General features: G+C 33.2%; 19 protein-coding genes and 1 tRNA gene. 15 read left to right on the forward strand and 5 right to left on the reverse strand.

The window, feature by feature from the left end:
* The first annotated feature begins 8 nt into the window (after window positions 1-8).
* The 3 genes from BOW57_RS02390 to BOW57_RS02400 all read left to right on the forward strand — a co-directional run bounded on the left by BOW57_RS02390 (window position 9) and on the right by BOW57_RS02400 (window position 5,424).
* Complete coding sequence (locus BOW57_RS02390; protein ID WP_089052499.1) at window positions 9-1,631, forward strand: RagB/SusD family nutrient uptake outer membrane protein; 1,623 nt, start codon at window positions 9-11, stop codon at window positions 1,629-1,631.
* A gap of 25 nt (window positions 1,632-1,656) precedes the next feature.
* Window positions 1,657-2,478: a SusE domain-containing protein gene (locus tag BOW57_RS02395; protein ID WP_089052500.1), complete on the forward strand. Its 822-nt coding sequence runs from the start codon at window positions 1,657-1,659 to the stop codon at window positions 2,476-2,478.
* A 75-nt stretch (window positions 2,479-2,553) separates the two neighbouring features.
* On the forward strand, window positions 2,554-5,424 hold the full coding sequence (locus BOW57_RS02400; RefSeq protein ID WP_129052917.1) for an alpha-amylase family glycosyl hydrolase: 2,871 nt from the start codon (window positions 2,554-2,556) through the stop codon (window positions 5,422-5,424).
* Window positions 5,425-5,556: 132 nt separating this feature from the next.
* On the opposite strand, the gene BOW57_RS02405 is transcribed toward BOW57_RS02400, so the two are convergent.
* The 3 genes from BOW57_RS02405 to BOW57_RS02415 form a co-directional block, all read right to left on the reverse strand.
* Complete coding sequence (locus BOW57_RS02405) at window positions 5,557-5,784, reverse strand: DUF6814 family protein (protein ID WP_089052502.1); 228 nt, start codon at window positions 5,782-5,784, stop codon at window positions 5,557-5,559.
* 12 nt (window positions 5,785-5,796) lie between these two features.
* Window positions 5,797-7,293, reverse strand: coding sequence for an MFS transporter (locus BOW57_RS02410; protein ID WP_129052918.1), 1,497 nt, complete (start codon window positions 7,291-7,293; stop codon window positions 5,797-5,799).
* Between the two features lie 251 nt (window positions 7,294-7,544).
* Window positions 7,545-7,617: transfer RNA gene (locus BOW57_RS02415), tRNA-Phe, on the reverse strand.
* A gap of 103 nt (window positions 7,618-7,720) precedes the next feature.
* Between BOW57_RS02415 and BOW57_RS02420 the strand changes: the two genes are divergently transcribed.
* The 6 genes from BOW57_RS02420 to BOW57_RS02445 all read left to right on the forward strand — a co-directional run bounded on the left by BOW57_RS02420 (window position 7,721) and on the right by BOW57_RS02445 (window position 13,953).
* Window positions 7,721-8,455 (forward strand): type III pantothenate kinase, encoded by a 735-nt coding sequence (locus BOW57_RS02420; protein ID WP_129052919.1) that lies wholly within the window; start codon window positions 7,721-7,723, stop codon window positions 8,453-8,455.
* A complete protein-coding gene (locus BOW57_RS02425; RefSeq protein ID WP_129052920.1) occupies window positions 8,448-9,677 on the forward strand; it encodes a hypothetical protein in 1,230 nt (409 codons plus the stop codon). Before BOW57_RS02420 ends, BOW57_RS02425 begins: the two co-directional genes overlap by 8 nt.
* A 50-nt stretch (window positions 9,678-9,727) precedes the next feature.
* Window positions 9,728-10,279: an LPS export ABC transporter periplasmic protein LptC gene (gene lptC / locus BOW57_RS02430; RefSeq protein WP_129023901.1), complete on the forward strand. Its 552-nt coding sequence runs from the start codon at window positions 9,728-9,730 to the stop codon at window positions 10,277-10,279.
* A gap of 8 nt (window positions 10,280-10,287) precedes the next feature.
* On the forward strand, window positions 10,288-10,482 hold the full coding sequence (locus BOW57_RS02435; protein WP_089052507.1) for a hypothetical protein: 195 nt from the start codon (window positions 10,288-10,290) through the stop codon (window positions 10,480-10,482).
* A gap of 2 nt (window positions 10,483-10,484) precedes the next feature.
* Window positions 10,485-11,744, forward strand: coding sequence for a hemolysin family protein (locus BOW57_RS02440; protein ID WP_129052921.1), 1,260 nt, complete (start codon window positions 10,485-10,487; stop codon window positions 11,742-11,744).
* Window positions 11,745-11,853: 109 nt separating this feature from the next.
* On the forward strand, window positions 11,854-13,953 hold the full coding sequence (locus BOW57_RS02445) for a peptidylprolyl isomerase (RefSeq protein ID WP_129052922.1): 2,100 nt from the start codon (window positions 11,854-11,856) through the stop codon (window positions 13,951-13,953).
* 248 nt (window positions 13,954-14,201) lie between these two features.
* Here BOW57_RS02445 and BOW57_RS02450 read toward each other — a convergent pair whose 3' ends face one another.
* Complete coding sequence (locus BOW57_RS02450) at window positions 14,202-15,116, reverse strand: GYDIA family GHMP kinase (RefSeq protein WP_129052923.1); 915 nt, start codon at window positions 15,114-15,116, stop codon at window positions 14,202-14,204.
* Window positions 15,117-15,247: 131 nt separating this feature from the next.
* Window positions 15,248-16,561, reverse strand: a complete 1,314-nt coding sequence (locus tag BOW57_RS02455) for a hydroxymethylglutaryl-CoA reductase, degradative (protein ID WP_129052924.1) — start codon at window positions 16,559-16,561, stop codon at window positions 15,248-15,250.
* Between the two features lie 180 nt (window positions 16,562-16,741).
* Between BOW57_RS02455 and BOW57_RS02460 the strand changes: the two genes are divergently transcribed.
* The 6 genes from BOW57_RS02460 (at window position 16,742) to BOW57_RS02485 (ending at window position 25,049) form a co-directional block, all read left to right on the forward strand.
* The gene (locus BOW57_RS02460) at window positions 16,742-18,913 is read left to right on the forward strand and encodes a S9 family peptidase (RefSeq protein ID WP_129052925.1); all 2,172 of its coding nucleotides are present in this window, start codon (window positions 16,742-16,744) and stop codon (window positions 18,911-18,913) included.
* A 37-nt stretch (window positions 18,914-18,950) separates the two neighbouring features.
* Window positions 18,951-20,627 (forward strand): peptide MFS transporter, encoded by a 1,677-nt coding sequence (locus tag BOW57_RS02465; RefSeq protein ID WP_129052926.1) that lies wholly within the window; start codon window positions 18,951-18,953, stop codon window positions 20,625-20,627.
* A 77-nt stretch (window positions 20,628-20,704) separates the two neighbouring features.
* Window positions 20,705-22,363 (forward strand): peptide MFS transporter, encoded by a 1,659-nt coding sequence (locus BOW57_RS02470; protein ID WP_089052514.1) that lies wholly within the window; start codon window positions 20,705-20,707, stop codon window positions 22,361-22,363.
* Window positions 22,364-22,377: 14 nt separating this feature from the next.
* Complete coding sequence (locus BOW57_RS02475) at window positions 22,378-23,862, forward strand: peptide MFS transporter (RefSeq protein WP_129052927.1); 1,485 nt, start codon at window positions 22,378-22,380, stop codon at window positions 23,860-23,862.
* Window positions 23,863-23,910: 48 nt separating this feature from the next.
* Entirely contained in the window at window positions 23,911-24,378 is a 468-nt protein-coding gene (locus BOW57_RS02480; protein WP_129052928.1) for a thioredoxin family protein, read from the forward strand.
* A 218-nt stretch (window positions 24,379-24,596) separates the two neighbouring features.
* Entirely contained in the window at window positions 24,597-25,049 is a 453-nt protein-coding gene (locus tag BOW57_RS02485; protein WP_089052517.1) for a hypothetical protein, read from the forward strand.
* The last annotated feature ends 12 nt before the right edge of the window (window positions 25,050-25,061 follow it).

The raw sequence follows: 25,061 nt of genomic DNA on the forward strand, positions 1-25,061 counted from the left end.
TAAATAAAATGAAAATATCATTTAAATATATATCTTATTTTCTCCTATTCATTTTAGGATTAAATATGACACTTACTTCGTGTACGAGCGATTTAGATGTGAAGCCGACAGATGATGATGAGTTTCTTTCTGATGACTTTTTCAAAGATCCGGGATCTTACAAACAAGTATTGGCAAAACTATATGCTGGTTTGTATGTAGGAGGGAATGATGGTGATACTGATCCTAACAGCCCATCTGGTGATATTGCAGGTATTGGTGGTGACTTTAGCAGTTACTTGCGATTGTTATTTGTTACACAGGAGTTTCCAACAGATGAAGCTATTATAGCTTGGTCAGATGATGGTTTGCCTGCAATAAATGGACAAAAATGGAGTCCGAGCAACCAGTTCTTGTACGGAGTTTTCTCAAGAGCATTTTATGAAATTAGTGTTGCTAATGAGTTTTTGAGACAAACAACAGATGAAAAACTAACGGAACGTGGTATTGATACTGCTACAAAAGCCGAAATTGTGAAATTTAGAGCAGAAGTTCGTTTCTTAAGAGCATTTTCATACGTTAATTTAATGGATTTGTTTGGTAATGTGCCAATTACTACAGAAAAAGATCCAGTTGGTTTCTTTTATCCAGAACAAAAAACAAGAGCAGAAGTTTTTGCTTTTGTAGAGTCAGAATTAAAAGATATCGACAATACTTTAGCGCCTTCTAAGGCTAATGAATATGGAAGAGTTGATAAAACAGCAGCTAAATTTTTATTAGCGCAGATTTATTTAAATTCTAAAGTTTACACAGGAACTGAAAGATATAATGATGCTGCTACAGTGTGTAATGATATTATAACAGGTTCTGCATACACTTTTGCAGATGTGCCTTATCGTTATTTATTCTCTGCTGATAATAATAGAAATGGAGCACAAAGTGAATTTATTTTTCCAATTGTTGGAGATGGTAATGCAATTAGAGCAATAGGTGGTGGTATGAGTTTTATTATTCATGCGTCTATTGGAGGAAGTATGGTATCAGCAAATCAAGGTATGGATGGAGGCTGGTCTGGAACAAGAGCAAGGCCAGAATTTGTTAAATTGTTTCCTGATGCAACAGCAACTGCTGATCAAAGAGGTACTTTTTACACTAACGGGCAAACTCTAGATATTGCTGATTATGGAGTATTTACTAATGGGTATGCAGTTACAAAATTTGTCAATGTTAATTCTGATGGTACTGCTGCGCAAAGAAATGATATGCCAGATACAGATTTTCCAATGTACAGATTGTCAGATGTTTATTTGATGTATGCTGAGGCAACACTTAGAGGAGCATCATCAGGGGATATTACAAAAGCTTTAGGATATGTAAATAAAATTAGACTTAGAGCTAAAGCGGGTGTTATTACAGCTTCTGACTTAACTCTGGACTTTCTTCTAGATGAAAGAGGAAGAGAATTGTTTTGGGAATGTCACAGAAGAACAGATTTAATTCGTTTTGGAAAATTTACAGGAGGAGCTAAAATCTGGCAATGGAAAGGCGGTGTTAAAAATGGAAGCGGAACGGAAGAGTTCAGAAATTTAATGCCTATCCCTTCAAAAACTATTCAGGCAAACCCAACTTTAAAACAAAATCCAGGATACTAACTAACCATATAAAAAAAATAATAAAATGAAAAACATATATAAAATTTTAATCGCATTCATTGGTGTTTTAGCAGTGTCATGTAATGCTGATGATGTAGAAGAGAGACCAGTAATTGAGCCAGTTACAGCTCCAGTTTTATTAAGCCCTCAGAACGATTTTAATATTGTTCTTACAAAGGAAAAAGAAAAAGAGGTTGCAACAACTGTAATATGGAACGATGCTAAGTACGATGGTACAGCAACAGTTGTAAATTATACAATTGAAATTGCAAAAGCAGGAACTAAATTTGCAGCTCCTATAGCAGTGACTACAACTACAGCTCGTTTTAAAGCTTTAACAGTGGCCGAATTGAACTCAGCTTTAGTTAACGGAGGTTTTGTTGAGAAAGAGGAAAACAGTGTTGATATTCGTATTAAATCTACTGTTGGTACAGGTGCAGAAGCGCAATACTCTAATTTCTATACTATTAAAGCGACTCCATATCACGTGCCATTGGCAACTTCTCATTGGTTAGTTGGAGCAGCTACTCCAGGTGGATGGTCATGGGATGGTGATGCTGAAACAGAATTCCCATTAGTAGTTGGAAAAACAAATGTTTACCAAGTAAAAGTTGTTCTTAAAAGCGGAGAAGCATTTAGAGAGTTTTTATCAAATGACTTTACAAGTGGTGGTAACTGGGGTGCTAGTAATAGCCATAACTACACTTATTATTCAGGATTAGGTTATACTATAGATTCAGAATTAGTAAATGCTGCCGATGGTGATAGTAACTTTAAATACACTGGACCAACTGGACTAAGAACTTTGACAATTGACAATGGTGCAAAAACTATAACAGTAGATTAGTTCTAGCATGAATAATTAAAGGGCTATCTGTATAAGGTAGCCCTTTTTTAATCTAACTAACCATTAACCGCAAATATGAAAAAAACTTTACTATTAATTTTTCTATTGTTATCTACGGCAATTTTTGCACAGGTGCAAACTATAACCTATTCTATAAATCCGCCGACTTTTGAAGATACGACCTCTATTACAATTACAATAAATGGAAATAGTATAAACGAATCAGCTTGGTCAGTAACAGGAAATGCACTATATCTTTGGTCATGGTCTTACGATGTAAATGATGTGAATCAACAAGATTCGCCTTCTAATGGATCTTGGACCGCTTCGGCCGAAGCTGGTAAATTTACTTATAATGCAGGAACAGATACTTATACGAAAACATTTACGCCGTCTGCCTATTTTAATAGAAACGGAATAGGAAAATTTGGTTTCCTTGTAAAAGCTAAGGATGGTACAGGATCTAAACAGTCACAAGATATTTTGGTTGAGGTTGGTTCTTTTCAGGTAACATTGACTTCTCCTGTAGAGAACAGCAGTACAGTTATTGCAAACGCAGGAAGTTTAAATATTGCAGCAACAAATACAAATGGAACAGCGAGTTACACCTTAAAATCAAATGGAGTCGTAATAGATTCTAATTCTAGTACATCTAGTTATTCGTTTAACCATACAAACATTATAAGTAATCAAAGTTATGAATTGAGTGTTACTCAGGCATCAACAACGGTAGTTAAAAAATTTACTGCGATTGTTGATCCCAATACCATTTCTGAAACTATGCCTGCAGGTTTGGCAGACGGAATTAATTATAATGCTGATGTTACAAAAGCAATTTTGGTATTAGATGCTCCTTTAAAAGATTTTGTTTACGTTGCAGGAAGTTTTAATAATTGGCAGCCCACATCGGCGTATGCTATGAAAAAAGATCCTGTTTCAGGTAAATTTTGGTTAGAATTGACAGGATTGGTTTCTGGACAAAATAATACGTATCAATATTGGGTTGTTGATAAAACTCCTTTAGCCAATTCACCTTCAATGGTAAAAACGGCTGATCCTTATTCAACTTTAGTATTGTCGCCTTATGATGATTCTTCAATTCCTGCAGCTTCTTATCCAAATATGCCGGTTTATCCAACAGGACAGAGTTTTGAAGTTACTGTGCTTAAAACAGGGCAGACACCATATAATTGGCAGGTTACTAATTTTACAAAACCAGAAAAAGACAAGCTAGTTGTTTACGAAGTATTAGTTCGTGATTTTGACGCTGCTCGAAGCTATCAAAGTTTGATTGATAAGATTGATTATTTTAAAACGCTTAAAATAAATGCAATAGAATTGATGCCGATAATGGAATTTGAAGGCAATGAAAGTTGGGGTTACAATACTTCGTTTCATATGGCTCTAGATAAATTCTATGGTACCTCAGATAAATTAAAAGAACTTATCGATTTATGTCATCAAAACGGAATTGCCGTAATTCTTGATGTAGCTTTAAATCATGCCTTTGGACGCAATCCGATGGTAAGAATGTGGATGAACGATCCTGATGGAGATGGTTTTGGTTCACCAACTGCTGAAAATCCTTATTTTAATACTGTGGCAAAACATAGTTATAGTGTAGGAGAAGATTTTAATCATCAATCTGCAAAAACACAATATTATGTAGAGCGTGTCATTAAGCAATGGATCGAAGAATATAAAATTGATGGTTTCCGTTGGGATTTAACCAAAGGATTTACTCAAGCCTGTACAGCATCAGACCAAACTTGTACTAATAATTATCAGCAGGATAGAGTTGATGTATTAAAGAAATATGCGGATTATTCGTGGAGTTTAGATCCTACTCATTATACTATTTTTGAACATTTAGGATCTGATACAGAGGAAAAAGAATGGGCAAATTATAGAGTAAATGATCCAGTTAGTAAAGGTGTAATGATGTGGGGAAAAATGACAGATCAATACAGTCAATTGGCAATGGGGTATGCATCAAACAGCAATATTTCAAGAATGACAAGTTCAAGCCGTGGTTTTACAGCAAATAGATTAATGGGGTATGCAGAAAGTCATGATGAAGAACGTTTAATGTATAGAAATTTGCAATATGGAGCATCAGGCGGAACTTATGATGTAAAAACGTTAAACACAGCCTTATCAAGAATGTCTGCAACTGGAGCCGTTTCCTTATTGATTCCAGGGCCAAAAATGATTTGGCATTTTGGAGAGTTAGGCTGGGACAGCTCAATTTTTACTTGTAATAATAATACAGTAAATACAGATACAGATGCTGCTTCTGGCGATTGTAAATTAGATACAAAACCACAGCCTCAATGGACAAATAATTGGTTAGGAAATACCAATCGAAATAAAATTTATTACGACTGGTCAAAAATAATAAATCTTAAAATAACGGAGCCTGTATTTTTAGGAACTGCAACAGTTGCAAGTGCTAATTCACTTTCAGTCAACATAAAAATTACAAACAGCGCTTTGGCAGCTACTCAGTTAAAAGACGTATTGATTTTGGCGAATTTTGATGTAACAGCGCAAAATGTACCAACAGGCTTTCAATATACTGGAACATGGTATAATTTAATGGATAACACCACAATAAATGTTTCTGATGTTAATGCTTTAATAAATATTCCCGCTGGAGAATTTAGAATTTATGGAAACAAAGTTGCGAATTTAGCTATAGCCGATTTCGAAAAAGGAGCAACAGTCAATTTATATCCAAATCCAGTTTCGGATTATTTTACATTAAACATATTGGCAGCAAAAGTGCAGGTTTATAATATATCAGGACAATTAGTAAAAAGCTTTAATGCAAGCGGGAAAACAGATTTTCAGTACGAAGTAAGTGATTTAGAGGCAGGATTGTATATTGTAAAAGCAATAGATGAGAATAAAAAAACTCAGGTAATGAAATTTATAAAAAAATAATGTTTAGTTGATTTCTTTTAGTGCGTTTGAACTCAATTAAAAACAGCGGTAAGTTTTGGTTTGGTTAGTAGTGAAAAGGGCTTTTCTAGCAATAGAAGGCCCTTTTTTTATTGCAGATTTTATACCGTCATTTTATTTCTTTCTGTCATTATATTCGCCAATTAAAGCAAAGTAGCCAAATGTACCAAGACCTAAAACAATTAGCGGCGTAAGAATAAAAAGAATAATAATACCAAAGACCAGATCGTCTTGTTTGTCCGAGAGTAATTTGGGTAAGCCAAATTCAAACACGCAGAAATAGGCGGCAGCAATGGAAAGTACAATCCATAAAACACCTAAAATTTGTTTAATCGCATTCATAATAGTGGTTTATTAAAGGTGGTTAGTTTTGTTTTTATTGTCAATATAAATCATTCCAATCACAAAGCATATAGAAGCAATAATAATTGGATACCAAAGTCCATCGAGATAAAAATCACTTTTTCCTGCTGCTTTTGAATGAGTTACAAAATAAGTTGAAATTGCAGGAAGCAAACCTCCAAAAATTCCGTTTCCTACATGGTAAGGAAGAGACATCGAAGTGTATCTAATTTTAGTAGGGAACATTTCAACTAAAAAGGCCGCAATTGGACCGTAAACCATAGTGACAAATAATACCTGAATGAAAACCAGAAAAATCAAAGTCCATTCGTCGCTTGAATTGATATTGATCGAAATACTGCTTTGAGATTCTTTTTTATCGGCAAAATCAGTTTTCTTCTCTACATAAGATGTTCCGTCAGTATATGTTTTAGAGATTGTAGTTATTATATTGTTGTCGGCTGTTGTTTCAGTGTTTTGTGTTGTCTTTTCTGTGATTTCGGTTTTATAACTTACATCAGTAGTGCTGTACATCATTTTGTAAATTGGTCTATAGAATAAAATAGCCAAAAGCATTCCAGTCATCATAATGTACTTTCTTCCAATTTTGTCGCTCAGCCATCCAAAGACAATAAAAAATGGTGTTCCTATTAATAAAGCGATTCCTAGTAATCCATCGACTTGCGATGAATCTATGTTCATAACTGTTTTCATGAAACTCATTGCGTAGAACTGTCCGGTATACCAAACAACACCTTGCCCCATTGTAGCTCCAAATAAAGCCAGCAAAACAAACTTTAAGTTGTATCGATTACCAAAACTTTCTTTTAGCGGATTCGCGCTTGTTGTCCCCTCTTTTTTAGCTTTAGCAAAAACAGGAGATTCGTCCATGTTTTTTCTAATTAAATAAGAAACACCAACCATTGCTATAGAAACCCAAAAAGGAACACGCCATCCCCACGAATCAAAAGCCTCGCTCGAAAGTACATTTTTAGTGGCTAGAATTACCATTAATGAAATGAACAAACCAACAGTTGCAGTTGTTTGAATCCATGAAGTCCAATATCCTTTTTGATTTGCTGGAGCATGTTCCGCAACATAAGTAGCTGCGCCGCCATATTCACCGCCAAGTGCTAATCCTTGCAGTAAACGCAAAATTAAAACTAATAAAGGAGCTAGAAAGCCAATTGTTTCATAACTCGGAATACAGCCTATTAAAAAGGTAGAACCTCCCATTAATAATAAAGTAGCCATGAAGGTGTATTTTCGACCAATAATGTCACCAAGTCTGCCAAAAAACAAAGCCCCAAAAGGACGAACAACAAATCCGGCTGCAAAAGTGGCTAAAGTAGATAAAAATGCTGCAGTAGGATTGTCGCTTGGGAAAAATTTAGTTGAAATTACAACGGCTAAACTTCCAAAAATATAAAAGTCATACCATTCAATCATTGTTCCCATAGAAGAGGCAGAAATAACTTTCCAAATGCCTTTAGTAGAAGATTTACTCATAAAAACGCTCTGTGTTTTTGATAATAAATAAAAATTTAAAATACGATTTTACGAATATATGAGATATTTGTTTATTTAGTCAATACTTTTTTAACAAAAATGGCTTAATTGTTGAGATTCTGTTTTTTAAAACTAAAGAAGATTTAAAGAGGTTTTTAACCGTAAAGAGCGAAAAAACCTTGCGTTCTTTGCAGTTAGGTAAAACAGAAAAGTATAGAAAACAAAAAACCCACTCGGTTGAGTGGGTTTCGTGGTACCTCCAGGGATCGAACCAGGGACACATGGATTTTCAGTCCATTGCTCTACCATCTGAGCTAAGGTACCGTGCTGTGCACATTGCGGGTGCAAAGATAGAATCATTTTTCGTTTATCCAAAACATTTTAAAAAAAAAATCAATTCGTATCTTCGCAGAAACAAAAAGGAAATATGATTTTAACTGTTGATGTTGGAAATACTCGAATTAAAGCAGCTGTTTTTGAGGGAACTGCTGTTTTGGAGAGTTTTGTTTTTGAGAAAAATGAGCTCGAAAAAAAAATTAAAAAAATTTTAGGTAGCTATCAAAAATGCTCAGATTTAGTAGTTGCCTCAGTAGGCAATGTCGAAAAACAATCCTTTTTGATTTTTGAAAAGCAGTTAAAGGTTCATTTTTTTACTCACGAAGATAAATTTCCTTTCTATAATAAATACGTAACACCAAAAACTTTAGGAATAGATAGGATGATTTTGGCAGCAGGAGCAACTTTGCAGTTTCCTAAACAAAATAGATTAGTGGTTGATGCCGGCACTTGCATAACCTACGATTTCATCGACGAAAATGATAATTATTTGGGCGGAGCGATTTCTCCGGGACTTCGCCTGCGTTACGAATCTTTACATAATTATACAGCCAGACTGCCTTTGCTGAGTTTTGAAGAACCAGATCAATATATAGGAAATACCACAATGCAGGCGATTCATTCAGGAGTTGTAAACGGCTTCGTCTATGAGATTGATGGTTTTATCGATGAATATCGCCGAAACTTTTCAAATTTTATAATAATTTTAACGGGAGGAGATGCAGAATTTTTGGCTAAACGATTAAAAAATACCATATTTGCCAATTCAAATTTCCTTTTGGAGAGTTTGAACCAAACATTTCAATATAAAATCAACAATGATTAAAAAAATTATAATAAGCGCTTGTTTGCTTATATCGTTCGTTTCATTCGCTCAACAAGGTACTGCTTCTCCATATTCTTTCTATGGAATTGGTGATACTAGATTTAAAGGAACTCAGGAATTTAGGTCTATGGCAGGAGTTGCAGTTGAACAGGATAGTATTCACTTGAATATTGAAAATCCTGCGAGTTATGCGAGTTTACTGCAAACAACATTTACAGTTGGGGGATCGTTTGGAACTTCTACTCTAAAAACAGATACAGAATCGGCAAAAGCACAAAGAGCCACTTTTGATTATTTGGCGGTTGGAATTCCAATGGGAAAATTTGGAGCTTCATTTGGTTTAGTTCCGTTATCATCAGTTGGATATAAAATTTTAAATGATAATACGGCCACTCCTGGAGCAACAAGTACTCAGCTTAGTGGTAAAGGAGGTGTAAATAAAGCTTATTTTGGTTTAGGGTATAAAATTAGACGAAATTGGAATATTGGTGCTGATATGCAGTACAATTTCGGAACCATTAAAACAACAAGTGTAGAAGCTATATCGGGTGTGCAAAATTCGACTACAGAGTTAAATACTTCTGAATTATCTGGTGTGAATTTTAATATTGGTACTATGTATCAGACAAAGATTTACAAAAAAGTTTCATTGTTTACGAGTTTGAATTACACTTTTGCAAGTACATTAAGATCAAATAATACTAGAGAAATTACGGTAAGCGGTGATCCAGATCCTTATGTTTATAATCCAGATGCAGAAGATTTAAAACTGCCAAACAAGTTAACTATCGGAGCTGGTATTGGTGAGGCTAGAAAATGGTTAGTAGGAACAACAATGGCTTTTCAAGGAAATGGAGAATTTGCAAATTATTACAACGCAAATCCAAAAGTTCGTTACGAAAAATATGCTAAATATGCTGTTGGGGGTTATTTTATTCCAAACTATACTTCATTCACAAGTTACTTGAGCAGAATTACTTACCGTGCCGGATTGAAATATGAAAAATTAGGTTTAATAGTTAATAATGAATCAATAAATGATATTGGGATGACTTTAGGTGCTGGAATTCCAATTCCGGGGTATTTTTCAAATGTAAATATCGGAGTTGAATTTGGTAAAAGAGGAACAACATCAGCAGGATTGGTTCAAGAAAACTATGTTAACTTCAGTGCGAGTTTCTCATTTAATGATAAATGGTTTGTTAAGAGTAAATTTAATTAAGCATAACCGAATGTTTTTTTAAGCTCATTACAATTTACTACATTTGGCAAATGATTTTACCAAAGAAATATATTGTTCCTGTTGTTGTATTTGCTGTCGTAACTCTTTTTTTTGGCTGCGAAAGCAATTTTAAAGAAGTTCAAAAAATTAACTTCTCAGAGTTTGTTCCGGCAAGTGATGCTGACACGGTAAATATTAAGTATACAGACTCAGGACGTATAACAGGAGTTTTGATAAGTTCAAAAATGTTAGATTATTCTAACCTTGATTTCCCGTTTACAGAATTTCCAAAAGGAATAGATGTTACTTTATATGATAAGAAACAAAAGCGTACTTTTATAAAATCAAATTATGCTGTTTCTTATAAATTTACCAGTATAATTGATTTACAGGGGAAAGTGCGAATAACATCTGAGGAAGGTCAGGTTTTAGAAACTGAGCAGCTGTATTTTGATCAGAAAAACGAATGGTTTTATACCGAAAGAAAATTCAAACTTACAGATGCCAAGGGAGTTTCTTACGGGCAGGGAATTGATTTTAGTAAAGATTTTAAAGTGATTAATTCGCAGCGAATAAGCGGCGAAATTGAATCAAATGAATAAATATAATTATGGGTTATTTAAAATATACACAATACGTTTACATCCTTTTTGCCGTTTTTTTTATTTATGACGGTGTGACAAAATTAAACGAAGGAAACGAAAGTTATCCAATGAGTTTGATTATTGCCGGAATGGCGGTGTTTATGTTTTTCTTTAGAAGAAGATTTGTCAAGAAGTTTGACGATCGTAATAAAAAACAATAAAAATGGAAATTAGTATTATAATATTATGTTTAATACTATCAGCCTTTTTCTCTGGAATGGAAATAGCTTTTATTTCCTCAAACAAAATTTATCTTGGAATCGAGAAAAAACAAGATAATTTCTTGTCGCAAATTTTAACTAAACTTACAGAAAATCCATCAAAGTTTATTGCTTCTATGCTTATTGGCAACAATATAGCATTAGTAATTTATGGCTTTTATATGGGAGATTTGATTATTGGCTGTATTGCTGGTTTTGGTTTTCAATTTTCGGCTCTCTCAACAGTTTTGCTTCAAACTTTAATTTCGACTTTTATAGTTCTAATTACTGCTGAGTTTCTTCCAAAAGTTTTTTTTCAAATTTATGCCAATACGCTGATTAAGGTTTTTGCTGTGCCGGCATATCTTTTTTATAGACTGTTTTACTATTTGTCTACCTTTTTTATTTGGATTTCAGACTTTGTTTTAAGAAAGTTTTTTAAAACAGAAGGAGATCAAGTTCAATTGTATTTTAGTAAAGTTGAATTGGGGAATTATATCACTGAACAAATGAGTTCGGTTGAAGATGATGAAGAGGTGGATTCTGAGATTCAGATTTTTCAAAATGCCTTAGAGTTTTCAGGTGTAAAAGCACGTGATATTATGACTCCAAGAACAGAAATAGTCGATATCGATTTGTTTGACAGTATAAAAGATCTTAAAGAGTTATTTATCGAAACAGGATACTCGAAAATTGTTGTAAGTCAAAATTCTCTAGATGATATTGTCGGTTATGTTCATTCATTTGACTTGTTTAAAAAACCAAAAACAATAAAATCAGTTTTGATGACTGTGGAGTATGTTCCAGAAACAATATTGATAAAAGACGCACTCAATATTTTGATAAAAAAACGAAAAAATGTGGCAGTTGTTCTTGATGAATATGGAGGAACTTCAGGCATAATTACTATTGAAGATATTGTTGAGGAGCTTTTTGGAGAAATAGAAGATGAGCATGACTTAGATGAAGAATTGATTGAGCAGGAATTGGGTGAAGGGAAATATTTGTTTTCTACAAGATTAGATGTTGAGTATTTGAACGAAACCTACAAACTTATGATTCCTGAAGAAGATTCGTACGGAACATTAGGCGGATTTATTGTAAATCATACCAAAGAAATTCCTCAAAAAGGTGATGAAATTGTAATCGACAAGTATCATTTTGTGATAGAACAAGCATCAAACAAGAAAATCGAGTTGGTCAAAATGACAATAAAAGAGTGATTTTTTTAGTAATTGAAAAAAATTGTGTAAAATAAAACCCTAGTTGTATTGTTATTAACTAGATAATTGTATTTTCGCAAACTGAATATAAAATTAACGATAATTAAAAATGGCAGTTTTAGCAAAAATTAGACAGCGTTCCGCTTTATTGATAGGAGTTATTGCACTTGCATTATTTGCATTTATAATACAAGATCTATTTACTAGAGGAACATTTGGTCAAAGTTCAAAAGATGTAGGAAGCATCGATGGAAAAGATATTTCATTTGAAGACTTTAGAGTTAAAGTTAGTAATGTTGAAAAAAGTGGTCAAGGAATTACTTCCACTGAAGCTGCAAATAGAGTTTGGGACCAAGAGGTTTCAATCGCATTATTATCAACTCAGTTTGATAAATTAGGATTGAGAGTTGGTGAAAAACACTTACTTGAAGTTTTAAAATCTGATCCAAATATTGGTAAAAACCCAATGTTTTTGAATGCAGCAGGAATGTTTGATGTAGTAAAATTTAAAGACTACTTTAAAGCAAATCCTGAAGCGGCTCAATTTATTTCTGAAAAAGAAAAAGATGCTGAGTTAAATGCAAAATTTCAAATTTACAATACTTTAGTAAAAGCTGGACTTTACACAACTGCTAGTGAAGGAAAGTTGAAATATGAAATGGAAGCAAACAAAGTAAACTTTGCTTATGCTGCTGCTTTATATTCGTCTATAAAAGATAGTGAAGTGAAAATTTCTGATGATGAAATCGTAGCTTACATGAAGAAAAACGAGAAAAAATTCAAAGCTGATGCAACGCGTGAAATTCAGTACGTTTTAGTTGAGGATAAAGCTTCAAAAGAAGACGAAGCTGAAATTAAAGCTAAATTAACAGCTTTATTAAACGGAAGAGTAGAGTATAATGCAAAAACAGGTAAAAACGATACATTGCCAGGTTTCAAAAATGCAACAAACATTGCAGAATTTGTAAACTCAAATTCTGATGTTCCTTACGATTCTACTTATGTTGCTAAAAATAATCTTCCAGCAGTAGATGCTGATAAATTATTCAGCTTACCAGCTGGTTCTATTTATGGTCCTTATGTTTACGGAAGATACTATGCTATTTCTAAATCATTAGGATTTAAAGCTGGTGTTAATGCAAAAGCTAGTCATATTTTAATTGGTTACGAAGGATCTCAAACTCCAAGTCCAAAAGAAAAAAGAACAAAAGAAGAAGCAAAAGCTAAAGCTGAAGAAATTTTAGCTCAAGTTCAAGCTAATCCAGATAGTTTTATGATGCTTGCTTTTACAAGCTCTGATGATTCATCTGCACAACAAGGTGGTGATTTAGGATATTTTGGTCAAGGTCAAATGGTAAAACCATTCAATGATTTTGTATTCAATAACGGAATTGGAAAAGTTGGTTTAGTAGAAACTCAATTTGGTTTCCACATTATCAAAATTACAGATAAACAAGACGGTATTCGTTTAGCTACAATTGCACAAAAAATTGAGCCATCTGAAGTTACTTCTGATAAAGTATTTACATTAGCAACTAAATTTGAAATGGATGCTGCTAATAAAGATTTTGCTGCTACAGCAAAAGAATTAGGTTTAAAAGTTGCGGCGCCGGTTACTGCAAAAGCAATGGATGAAGCATTTGGTCCGTTAGGAAATCAAAGAAACATCATTAGATGGGCATTTGACAAAGAAACAAGTACAGGAGATGTAAAACGTTTTGAAATAGCTAATATTGGTCACGTAATTGCACAATACAAAAGCGAAAACAAATCAGGTTTAGTTTCTGTTACTATGGCTAGACCTTATGTTGAGCCAATCTTGAAAAACAAGAAAAAAGCTGAAATGTTGAAAGCTAAAATGACAGGTTCAAGTATTGAAGCTATCGCTAAAAGTGCTGGTGTAGCTGTACAACAAGCTGCTAATGTTACTTTAGAGAATCCAGTTTTACCTGGTGGAGTTGGACAAGAGCCTAAAGTTGTAGGTAATGCATTTGCTTTAGCTGCTAATAAAATTTCTGCTCCAATCGAAGGAAACACTGGAGTTTATGTAGTAAAAAACATAAGCACAGTTAAAGCTCCGGCTCTTCCAAATCATGCAGAGTATATTGCTAAAGTAAAAGCTCAAAGTGCATCTGATGCAGGAAGAATTTTACCAGCATTAAAAAACAATGCTAAAATCGAAGATAACAGATTACAATTTAACTACTAATATTTAGTAATTAAGCTAAAAATATAAAACCCGAAGTGTTCTACTGAATACTTCGGGTTTTTTTGTTTGCTAGTGTTTTAAATGTGGAAAATGAGAAAGAGAATATAGTTTTGATTTTTATCAATAAAACGTTTTAAAAAGAGAGTAGTCTCTTTAATAAATTAGTGTAATAGAATAAAAGAGAATCTAAAAAAGCGTCACATAGTATTGTATGAATAGCAAATTGATTTAGTTTGCGTTAATAGTCTCTATTCTTGCAGTATCATTTCATCATAAGAAAGAATAGTGTCGTATCCTTTTGATAAAAAATAATCTTTAGGATTTTCTTCAGAAACAGCCATTACAAAATCTCCTCCCCAAGCGCCAAGGCTTTTAACAGTGCCATTAAAATCAGGAAAAGCAACTTCTTTAATAGTTTCAATTTCAAGAATATTACTTAACTGGATTTCGTGTTTTTCTAATGCATATTCAAACTCTTTTATAGTCTTAGCGTTCAAAATTGCCTTAGTGATTTTATTGTTTTCAGCAACGCTTTTGGTTAGATTTTGGTCTTTATGTCTGTTATAAGCGTGTATTGCTGCTTTGCTGTTCTGCTTTTTATTTAGATAAACAAAGAAAATGTTTTTTGTAAAATCAGGTTTAAAAGAAACAGGTTCTACATTGTTGTTTTCTATTTTGTAGAGAATCGGCGTATTATTTTGAGCACAAGCAATATCGTAACCACTTCCTCCAAAACTGTTTTTAAGCAATGTAAAAGCATTAACTTTTGTCCATTGAGCAATGTTGTTGATTAGTGTTGATGATGTCCCTAATCCCCAATTTCTTGGAAAAGTTAGATGCGTTGTAATTTGGTAGCCCTTTGACCGTGCAATGAAATCTGGATTTAACAGATAGGCTTCGTGAAGAATATCAATTAAAGTTGTTCTTACAGTTTCAATTTGTGAATCGGCATTGGTTATGATTTCCGCAAATGTAAAAGTGTCTTCAAACCAAATTTTTTGATCGTAGTCGTAGCTTTTCCATTCAATGGTATTATTCTCTCCATTTTTGACAACTAGATTTTGACCAAATTTTGTTGGCAGTGCAAATGCATCGGCACCATCTAATACTAAATATTCTCCAGAAATGAATAGTTTTCCGTTGCTGTAAAAGGTTGTTGACATACGTTGGTTTTATTATGTAAATTCCAATATTTTAAATTGCTGCAGCTGTTGGCTGTCGCTTGAGTCCAAATTCCAATTTTGGGATTTGGAATTTACTTAAAAGCTTTAAATGTTGGAATTTTTAAATTTGGTTATTTTCTTAAGTTTTCAATAAATTCAACTACAGCACTATGAGAAACGGCAGTTTTCTTGAAATGTGATTTGATTAAATGACGTTCTTCGCTTGTAGCTTCAAATTGATTGATGATGTTGTTCAGGTGCATTTTCATGTGTCCTTCCTGAATTCCAGTTGTAGTTAAAGAACGCAATGCGGCAAAATTTTGCGCTAAACCTGCAACAGCAGTAATTTCCATTAATTCTCTTGCTGAAGGTTTTTGAAGTATTTCTAAACACAATTTCACTAAAGGATGAAGAGATGTTAAACCTCCTACGGTTCCTAAAGCCAAAGGTATTTCCAGCCAAAAAGTAAAAATTCCGTCTTCAATTTTAGCATGCGATAAACTTGAGTATTGCCCGTTTCTTGATGCGTAAGCATGAACTCCAGCTTCAATAGCTCTAAAGTCATTTCCGGTTGCCAAAACCACAGCATCTACACCATTCATAATTCCTTTGTTATGTGTAACTGCCCTAAAAGGTTCGACTTCGGCAATTTGAACAGCTTGCACAAAACGTTCTGCAAATTCTTGCGGATTTTGGATGTGTTTTTCGACTAGATCTTCAATTGGGCAAGAAACCTCTGCTCTTACAACACAATTTGGGACATAATTAGATAAAATGCTCATTATTACTTTCAAACTTTCTTCATCAGAAAATAAAGCAGAATCTTGAAATTCTTCTTTTAAAGTTGATGCAAATTGTTCCAAACAAGAGTTTATGAAATTTGCACCCATACTGTCTTTTGTTTCGAAAGTGGCGTGAAGTTGAAAATAATTGTCAAGTAAGCTTCTTTTATCCTTTAGTTGAATATCTAATATTCCTCCGCCACGCTGCTGCATATTTTTTGTAATGCTTTGTGTGTCAGAGAAGAATTTTTGTTTTATTTCTTGAAAGAAAGATTGAAGTTTTTCAACATCTCCGTTGTAAGTAAAATGAACTTGACCTATTTTTTCAGTATCAATAATTGTTGTTTTAAAACCTCCGCGTGTCGACCAGAATTTTGCAGCTTTTGATGCCGCGGCAACAACTGAACTTTCTTCAATTGCCATTGGGATGGTTTTGTATTTTCCGTTTATCAAAAAATTTGGAGCAACTCCAAGAGGAATATATAAATTTGAAATCGTGTTTTCGATAAATTCGTCATGCAATTGTTGGAGCTTTTCGTCTGAATTCCAGTAATTTCTTATAATATTTAGTGCCTCTTCTGGCGTTGAAAAATACTCTTTGGCAATCCAGTTTATTTTTTCCTTTTTGGATAATTTAGAAAATCCGGCAACAGCGTTGTTCATTCTCAGTATATTAAATAATATTGTTGCGGCAAAGATACTATTTTAAGAGTTTTGTTTGCAATGTATTTCAAACTTGAAAATACGCAATCGTTATTTTTTTTAACATTTAACACTTAAAATGTGTATTATGTTTATTTTTTTTACTAAAATTGGGCTCTTTTTATATTTAAAATAATTCTGATGAATACAAGTAAAATTACTGTTGTGCTTTTGTTAATAGTTGCGACAGTTTTTGGGCAGCAAAAGATAACGGTTGAAAACATCTACGGCGGGGCATTTCGGGCAAAAGGAATGGATGCATTGCAATCTTTAAAAAACACAAACCAATATACGGTTTTAAATGTTGACCAAGCCAGTAGGAGTATGCAGATCGATTTATATGACTTTGCAACTCTAAAAAAAGTATCAAACTTAATAGATACTAAAAGTTACGCAGCACTTTCAGACGGAATTGACAGTTATACCTTCGATGCTTCAGAAAAAAAGATTTTAATTGCCTGCAATTCTAAAAAAATCTTCCGTCACTCTTTTACAGCAGATTATTTTTTATATGATATTGCTTCTAAATCACTAACAAAACTTGTCGATTTTCAAATTCAAGAGCCAACTTTTTCTCCTGATGGAACTAAGATTGCTTATGCTAAAGAAAACAATTTATACGTTTACGACTTAGCATCAAAAAAATCGACAGCAATAACTACTGATGGAAAGAAAAATGCAATTATAAACGGTATCACTGACTGGGTTTATGAAGAGGAGTTCTCTTTTGTACGCGCATTTGACTGGAGTAAAGACAGTAAAAAAATAGCTTATATTCGTTTTGACGAAAGTCAGGTTCCTGAGTTTTCGATGTCTATTTTTCATAAAGATTTATATCCAACGATAGAAACGTTTAAATATCCTAAAGCTGGAGAAAAAAATTCAGTAGTTTCATTACATATTTATGATGCTGCAGGAAATACTTCTAAAAAAGTTGATTTAGGAAATTACAATGACTTTTATATTGCAAGATTGCAGTGGACAAATGATAATAATACTTTATCAGCTCAGGTTTTAAATCGTCATCAAAGTAATCTTGATTTGTTGTTTGTTGACGGAACCACTGCTGCCGCAAAAGTGGTTTTAAATGAAAAAGACAAAGCTTACGTTGATGTTACAGATAACTTAACATTCTTAAAAGATAATAGTTTTATCTGGACAAGTGAAAAAGATGGTTTCAATCATATTTATCTTTATGATAAAACAGGGAAACTTAAAAATCAAGTTACAAAAGGAAACTGGGAAGTGGTTTCATACTACGGTTTCGACGAAAAAACAAAAACTATTTTCTACCAATCTACAGAAAATGGTTCAATCAATAGAGATGTTTACAGAATTGGTTTAGACGGAAAAAGCAAAACTCGTTTAACTTCTAAAGTTGGAACAAGTGCAGCGACATTTAGTCCTAACTTCCAATTTTTTATTAATACTTATTCTAGCGCTTCTCAACCAACAACTTATACTTTAAATGAGGCTAAAGCTGGAAAAGAAATTCAAGTAATAGAAAACAATCAAGCACTTGCAGATAAATTGAAAGCATATAATCTTCCTGCAAAAGAATTTTTTGTTTTAAAAACAGCTAAAGGAAATGAATTGAATGCATGGATCATGAAGCCAAAAGATTTTGATGCTTCAAAAAAATATCCTGTTTTCATGTATCAATATTCTGGTCCAGGATCGCAGCAAGTAAATAATGATTGGAACAACTCTGATGATTATTGGTTTGCTTCTTTAACACAACAAGGTTATATCGTGGCTTGTGTTGATGGTAGAGGAACTGGTTTTAAAGGTGCTGATTTCAAAAAAGTAACTCAAAAAGAATTAGGAAAATATGAAGTTGAAGATCAAATTGATGCTGCAAAAGTAATTGGAGCTTATTCTTATGTTGATGCTTCAAGAATTGGAATCTTCGGGTGGAGCTATGGTGGATTTATGGCTTCGAATTGTATTTTTCAAGGAAATGATATATTTAAAATGGCAATTGCTGTTGCACCAGTTACAAACTGGAGATTTTATGACAGCGTTTACACAGAAAGATACATGCAGACTCCACAGGAAAATGCAAGCGGATACGATCAAAACTCTCCAATAAACCACGTTGATAAATTAAAAGGTAAGTTTTTATTAATTCACGGATCTGCTGATGACAACGTTCATGTTCAAAACTCTATGCAAATGATGGAAGCGTTGATTCAAGCAAACAAACAGTTTGATTCTCAGATTTATCCTGACAAAAACCATGGTATTTATGGCGGGAAAACCAGAATTCAGCTTTATAATAAAATGACTAACTTTATCAAAGAAAATTTATAATCTAAAAATATATTAACCTAAAATAATAATGAATAATATGGGAGAAACTCAAGTAAAAACTGCGCATCCAAAAGGTCTTTGGGTATTATTTGGAACAGAGATGTGGGAGCGATTCAATTTTTATGGAATGCGCGCTTTGTTAACTTTATTTCTTGTGAATTCATTATTGATGAAAGAAGAAGAAGCTTCTTTAATTTATGGAGGTTTCCTTGGACTTTGTTATTTAACACCAATGTTGGGCGGTTTTATTGCGGACCGTTTTTTTGGAAATAGAAATTGTATTTTATTAGGTGGATTGATGATGGCCATTGGGCAGCTTTTGTTGTTTACAAGTGCAACTGTTTTTGACGCAAATTTAGGTTTAGCTAAAACTATAATGTATTGCGGATTGGGTATAATCGTTTTTGGAAACGGTTTCTTTAAACCTAATATTTCTAGTATGGTGGGAAGCTTGTATCCTAAACAAGAAAAGACAAAATTAGATACAGCTTTTACTATTTTCTACATGGGAATTAATTTAGGAGCTTTCTTAGGTCAATACATTTGTCCAATTTTAGGAGATGTTAAAGATTCTGGAGGAGTTCGTGATATTCATGCTTTTAAATGGGGATTTTTAGCAGCATCTATTGCGATGCTTTTAGGAACAACTCTGTTTTACTTCTTAAAAAATAAATATGTTGTATCGCCAGAAGGAAGACCTTTAGGAGGTTTGCCATCGAAAAATGTTTCAGCTGATTTTGAAGAAGGAGAAGCACAACAGGCTAATTTTTCGAATAAAGCGTTGACTATGGCAGGAATTGCATTTGTTGCGTTAGGATTCTTTTTTCATTATGTAGTAGGACAGAATTTAATTTATACTCTAATTTATTCAAGTGGTATTGCGTTAGCTGGATTAATTGTTTCAGACTCATCGCTTACTAAGATTGAAAGAGATAGAATTATAGTAATTTATATAGTTTCGTTCTTTGTTATCTTCTTCTGGGCTGCATTTGAACAAGCTGGATCTTCATTAACTTTTATTGCTGATAATCAAACAGATCGTAATTTCTTTGGTTTTCAAATGCCGGCTTCTATGGTGCAAATTTTTAATGGTTTGTTCGTTGTGGCTTTGGCAGTTCCTTTTAGTGTAATTTGGGATACTTTGAGAGCTAAAGGTAAAGAACCAATTTCTCCAGTGAAATTAGCAGTTGGATTGGTTGTTATCTCTATAAGTTTCTTTATGATTGCAACTCAAGTTTCATACATTGGAACTTCAGGTTTATTAGCAATTAAATGGCTTATTTTATTATATTTCTTAAACACATGTGCAGAGTTGTGTTTATCTCCAATCGGATTATCATTAGTTGGTAAATTATCTCCAAAACGTTTTGCTTCATTATTGTATGGAGTATTCTTCTTGTCTAATGCTTCTGGTTATGCTTTAGGTGGAACTTTAGGTTCAATTTTACCGGCAACAGGAGATAAATTTGCAAAAGCAAAAGAATTAGGTATCGATCTTCAAGCAGTTTTAGATAAAACAATAACTCCAACTGCAGAGCAGCTGGCTCTTTTAGACAAACATCAAATTAGTGCTGCGAATCACTTTTTTGCAGGATTCGAAATCCATAATTTATACGAGTTTTTTATGGTGTTTGTTGTTCTTACTGGAATCGCAGCGATTATATTATTTGCTTTGACTCCATTTTTGAAGAAAATGATGCACGGTGTTAGATAATTAATCAAAATAATATATAAAAAATTACCTACAGGTTTAGGCTTGTAGGTATTTTTAATTTTAAAGAGTTTTTAAGTATGTGGAATAAGCACCCAAAAGCATTGCCTTATTTGTTTTTATCTGAAATGTGGGAACGTTTCGGTTATTATTTAATGATTGGAATTTTTACTTTATATCTTAAAGATGTAGAGAGTGGTTTTGCCATGACAGAGAAAGAAGCTTCTGATTTGTACGGAACCTTTATTGCATTAGTTTTTCTTACTCCTTTTATTGGAGGCTTAGTTGCTGATCGATATTTAGGGTATAAAAAGTCGATTGTTTTTGGTGGAATCTTAATGGGTATTGGTTACTTCTTAATGGGAGTGCATGATATTACGGTACTTTATATAGCGATGACTTTGGTAATTATTGGGAATGGTTTTTTCAAGCCCAATATTTCTACATTGTTAGGAAGTTTTTATACAAATGAAGAATATAAGGATAAAAAGGACGAAGGCTACAATATTTTCTATATGGGAATAAATGTTGGAGCTTTTATTTGTAATTTCTTTGGTGCCGCTTTGCAGATTCTTTTAGGCTGGCATTGGGCTTTTATGGCTGCAGGAGTTGGAATGTTTATCGGTGTAATAGTGTTTTTATTAGGAACTAAACATTATGTAGGACACGATCAGAAAAAAGGTGTGCAGGAAGGTGATATGCCATTTTATAAAATTATACTTTTTATTTTATTGCCGTCATTTGTTTTTGGTGCAATTGGTTGGTTGATAAAAGGAGTTGCATCAGAGACTAATTTGGATAGTGCAATCTTTGGTTCGGACAGTACAGATGCCTTTATTTTTGCTTGTATTCCAATCGTTTTGTTTTATGGATCACTTTATGTGAGAGCCAAAGCAGAAGACAAACGTTCAATAGGAGCTTTATTGGCTATTTTTGGAGTAGTGATTTTATTTTGGGGTGTTTTTAAACTTAATGGTTCAGCACTTACTACTTGGGCAGATCGTTATACAGATCGAGAAGTAACTGGAACAGCTGGTCAGGTTGTTGGTAAAATCAAATTAGCAAAAGAAGTAGAGTATAAAAAAGAATCAACAGAGCTTTATGATGACCAGTTTCGTTTACAAAAGGTAAATGGAGTTGTTCAAAAAGAAGAGAATTATCCATTGTATTTTAGAAATGTTGCTCCAGAAAAACTGCCTGCCGAAGGGAGTAAAGTGCATCTTTGGGCTACAAACTTAAGCCAGTCTATTAATCCAGGCTGGGTAATTATATTAACACCTTTAGTTGTAGCGTTCTTTTCTTTTTTAAGAGCGAGAAAAAAAGAACCTTCAACACCTACAAAAATTGCTTTTGGATTGTTAATTTCGGCCTTGTCTGTTTTGGTTATGATAGCAGCGGTAAAAATTGGCGGCAACGGAACAGAGAAAGTCAGTGTTTGGTGGTTAGTGGCAAATTACGGTATCATCACGATTGGTGAACTGTTTTTAAGTCCTATGGGATTATCTGTAGTTTCTAAATTAAGCCCAGTTAATATTACTTCATTGATGATGGGAGGTTGGTTTTTGTCAACTTCAATAGGAAATAAGCTGAGTGGTGTTTTGGCAAGTATGTGGGATACTTACGATAATAAAGTAAACTTTTTTTGGGTTAATTTTGCGTTGCTGATGTTTGCGACTGTGCTGATGTTTGCTTTAGTAAAACAGCTTAACAAGGTGATGAAAGAAAGAGGAATCAATTAATTATAAATAAATAAATGGAACAGAAGATTACTTTAGAGGAAATTCAAAATTTTAAAGGCAATTATCCAAAGCAATTGTGGTACTTGTTTTTTGTCGAAATGTGGGAGCGTTTTTGCTTTTACGGAATGCGGGGGGTTCTTGTTATTTTTATGGTAGATCAGCTTTTTTTGAAAGAAGATCATGCTAGTTTGCAATACGGTGCAATTCAAGCTTTTGTATATGCATTTACTTTTATTGGAGGTATTTTTGCTGATAAAGTTTTAGGATTTAAAAAATCATTATTTTTTGGAGGAATCGTTATGATTCTTGGAAATCTTTTGATCGCTGTTTCACCCCATGATTTCTTTTACTATGGTATTGCATTTTCTATTATTGGAACAGGTTTTTTTAAACCAAATGTTTCATCAATGGTAGGAGAGTTGTATCACGAAAGTGATGGACGTAGAGATGCTGGTTACGGAATGTTTTATGCAGGAATCAATGTAGGAGGTCTTTTTGGAGGCGCTTTATGTGTTTATTTAGGTAAATATTATTCTTGGCAGTTATGCTTTTTGTCAGCCGCTATAGTAATGTTTTTAGGTTTAATTACATTTTTGTTTACTAAGAAATATTTAGGACCGATTGGAGATTCTCCATTGTTGAATTTAGAGCCTGGTAAAAGACGAATTCGCGAAATAGCAGTATATGCTTTATCAATTTTAAGTTTACCGTTTATTTTTGTAATGGTAAAAAATACGGATTATACAGATTATTTCATGTATACAATTGGTATCGTTGCGGTTTTGTATTTTGTATATGAATTGTTTAAACTCGGAGATGTAAAAATGCAAAAGAAACTTTTTGCAGCTTTCTTATTTGTATTTTTCTATTTCTTGTTTAATTCCATTTATGAACAAAGTGGTGGTTCATTATCTCTTTTTGCAAAAGATAATTTGAATAATAAATTGTTGTTTTTTAATATTGACCCAAATGTTGTCAATAATAGTTCAAATACCTTTTTTGTAGTTGTTTTAAGTCCTATTATTGGGCTATTATGGATTTGGTTAGGGAAACGAAAAATAGAGCCAAATACATTAATTAAATTTGGAATTGGATTTTTGTTTCTGGCAGCCTCTTTCTATATCTTCTATCTTACTAGATTTTTTGCTGATTCAAAAGGTATAGCGTCATTAAACGTGTTTACTTTAGCTTATTTAGTTACGACAATCGGTGAGCTTTGTTTAGGGCCTATTGGAATGTCGATTATTACAAAATTGTCTCCAAAAAGATTGTTTGGAATGATGATGGGATTGTGGTTTTTAGCTAGTGCTTTTGGTCAGCTGGCAGCAGGAAAGTTAGGAGCTGAAATCTCAAGATCAAATACTGGAGATACTTTAGTTTCTAAATTACAGTCTTACACAGAGGGTTACTATCAATTGGCAATTTATTCGCTAATTGCAGGAGTTATTTTGATCGCTATTTCTCCAATAATTAGAAAATTAATGCAAGAAGTTAAATAGTTAATTATTATTGACTTTTTGATTAAATTTGTCAAAAAATAAAAGAACATGAAAAAGATATTCTTAATAACATTGTTTTTAATTGGTGCATTTACAACTCAAGCGCAAGAGCTAAAGTGGTATACAGATGTTAAGGAAGCAATTACAGTAAGTAATAAAGAGAAGAAACCAATGTTGATGTTCTTTACCGGCAGTGATTGGTGCGGATGGTGCATTCGTTTGCAGAATGAAGTATTGAAAACGGTTGAATTTAAAAAATGGGCAGTTGATAATGTTGTTTTGGTAGAGCTTGACTATCCAAGAAGCGTTCCTCAAACGCCTGAGTTAAAAAGTCAGAACAATGAATTACAACAGGCTTTTGGAATTCAAGGATTTCCTACCGTGTTTTTTACCAGTGCAGAATCTAAAGACGGAAAAATTAATTTTAAAGGTCTTGGAAAAACAGGTTATGTCGCGGGAGGACCTTCGGCTTGGTTAACTGTGGCAGAAGAGATCGTTCATCCTAAAAAGTCATAAAAAGCGAAAATTAAGTTCTATAAATAAAAACTCCTTACAGTAATGTAAGGAGTTTTTTTATACATAAGAAAAAGATCTTCATTTTAGGAGTAATTAGTGGTTTAGTGTTTAAACATCGTTTAAAAAACATATAATGTATTTTTTGTGTTTATTAAATTTGGATAATTAAAATATTATGTTAATTTCGTCACGCTATACTAACCAAAAACCAATCTACTATGACTAAAAAATTACTTATCCTACTATTTTTTTTAGGTTCATTTTTTATGCAGGCGCAAAATCTCGCTTGGCGGACAAACATGACAGATGCCATTGCAATCAGCAATGAACAGAAAAAGCCAATGTTAATTTTATTCACTGGCGCAGGAGTACCAGAAAATTTGCAAAATGAAATTTTTAAAACCCCAGATTTTGCTGTTTGGTCTCGAGATAATGTCGTTTTGGTAAAACTAGATCTATCAGATTCTTCAGCTTCAGCTACTGATAAAGAACAAAATATTAAACTGAAAAATGCTTTTGGCGTTGAAGATCTTCCTGAAGTTTGCTATGCAATAGCTTCGATAAGAAAAAATAAAACAACTTTTAGTGCTTTAGGTAAGATTGCTTACAAGCCCGGCGGTGCAAAAGCATGGATCGCTGAATCTAATAATATTTTGCACCCAAGTGAATAGTGAATTTAATTA

It is taken from the genome of Flavobacterium sp. YO64 (assembly GCF_004119505.1).
Taxonomy (GTDB): Bacteria; Bacteroidota; Bacteroidia; order Flavobacteriales; family Flavobacteriaceae; genus Flavobacterium; species Flavobacterium oncorhynchi.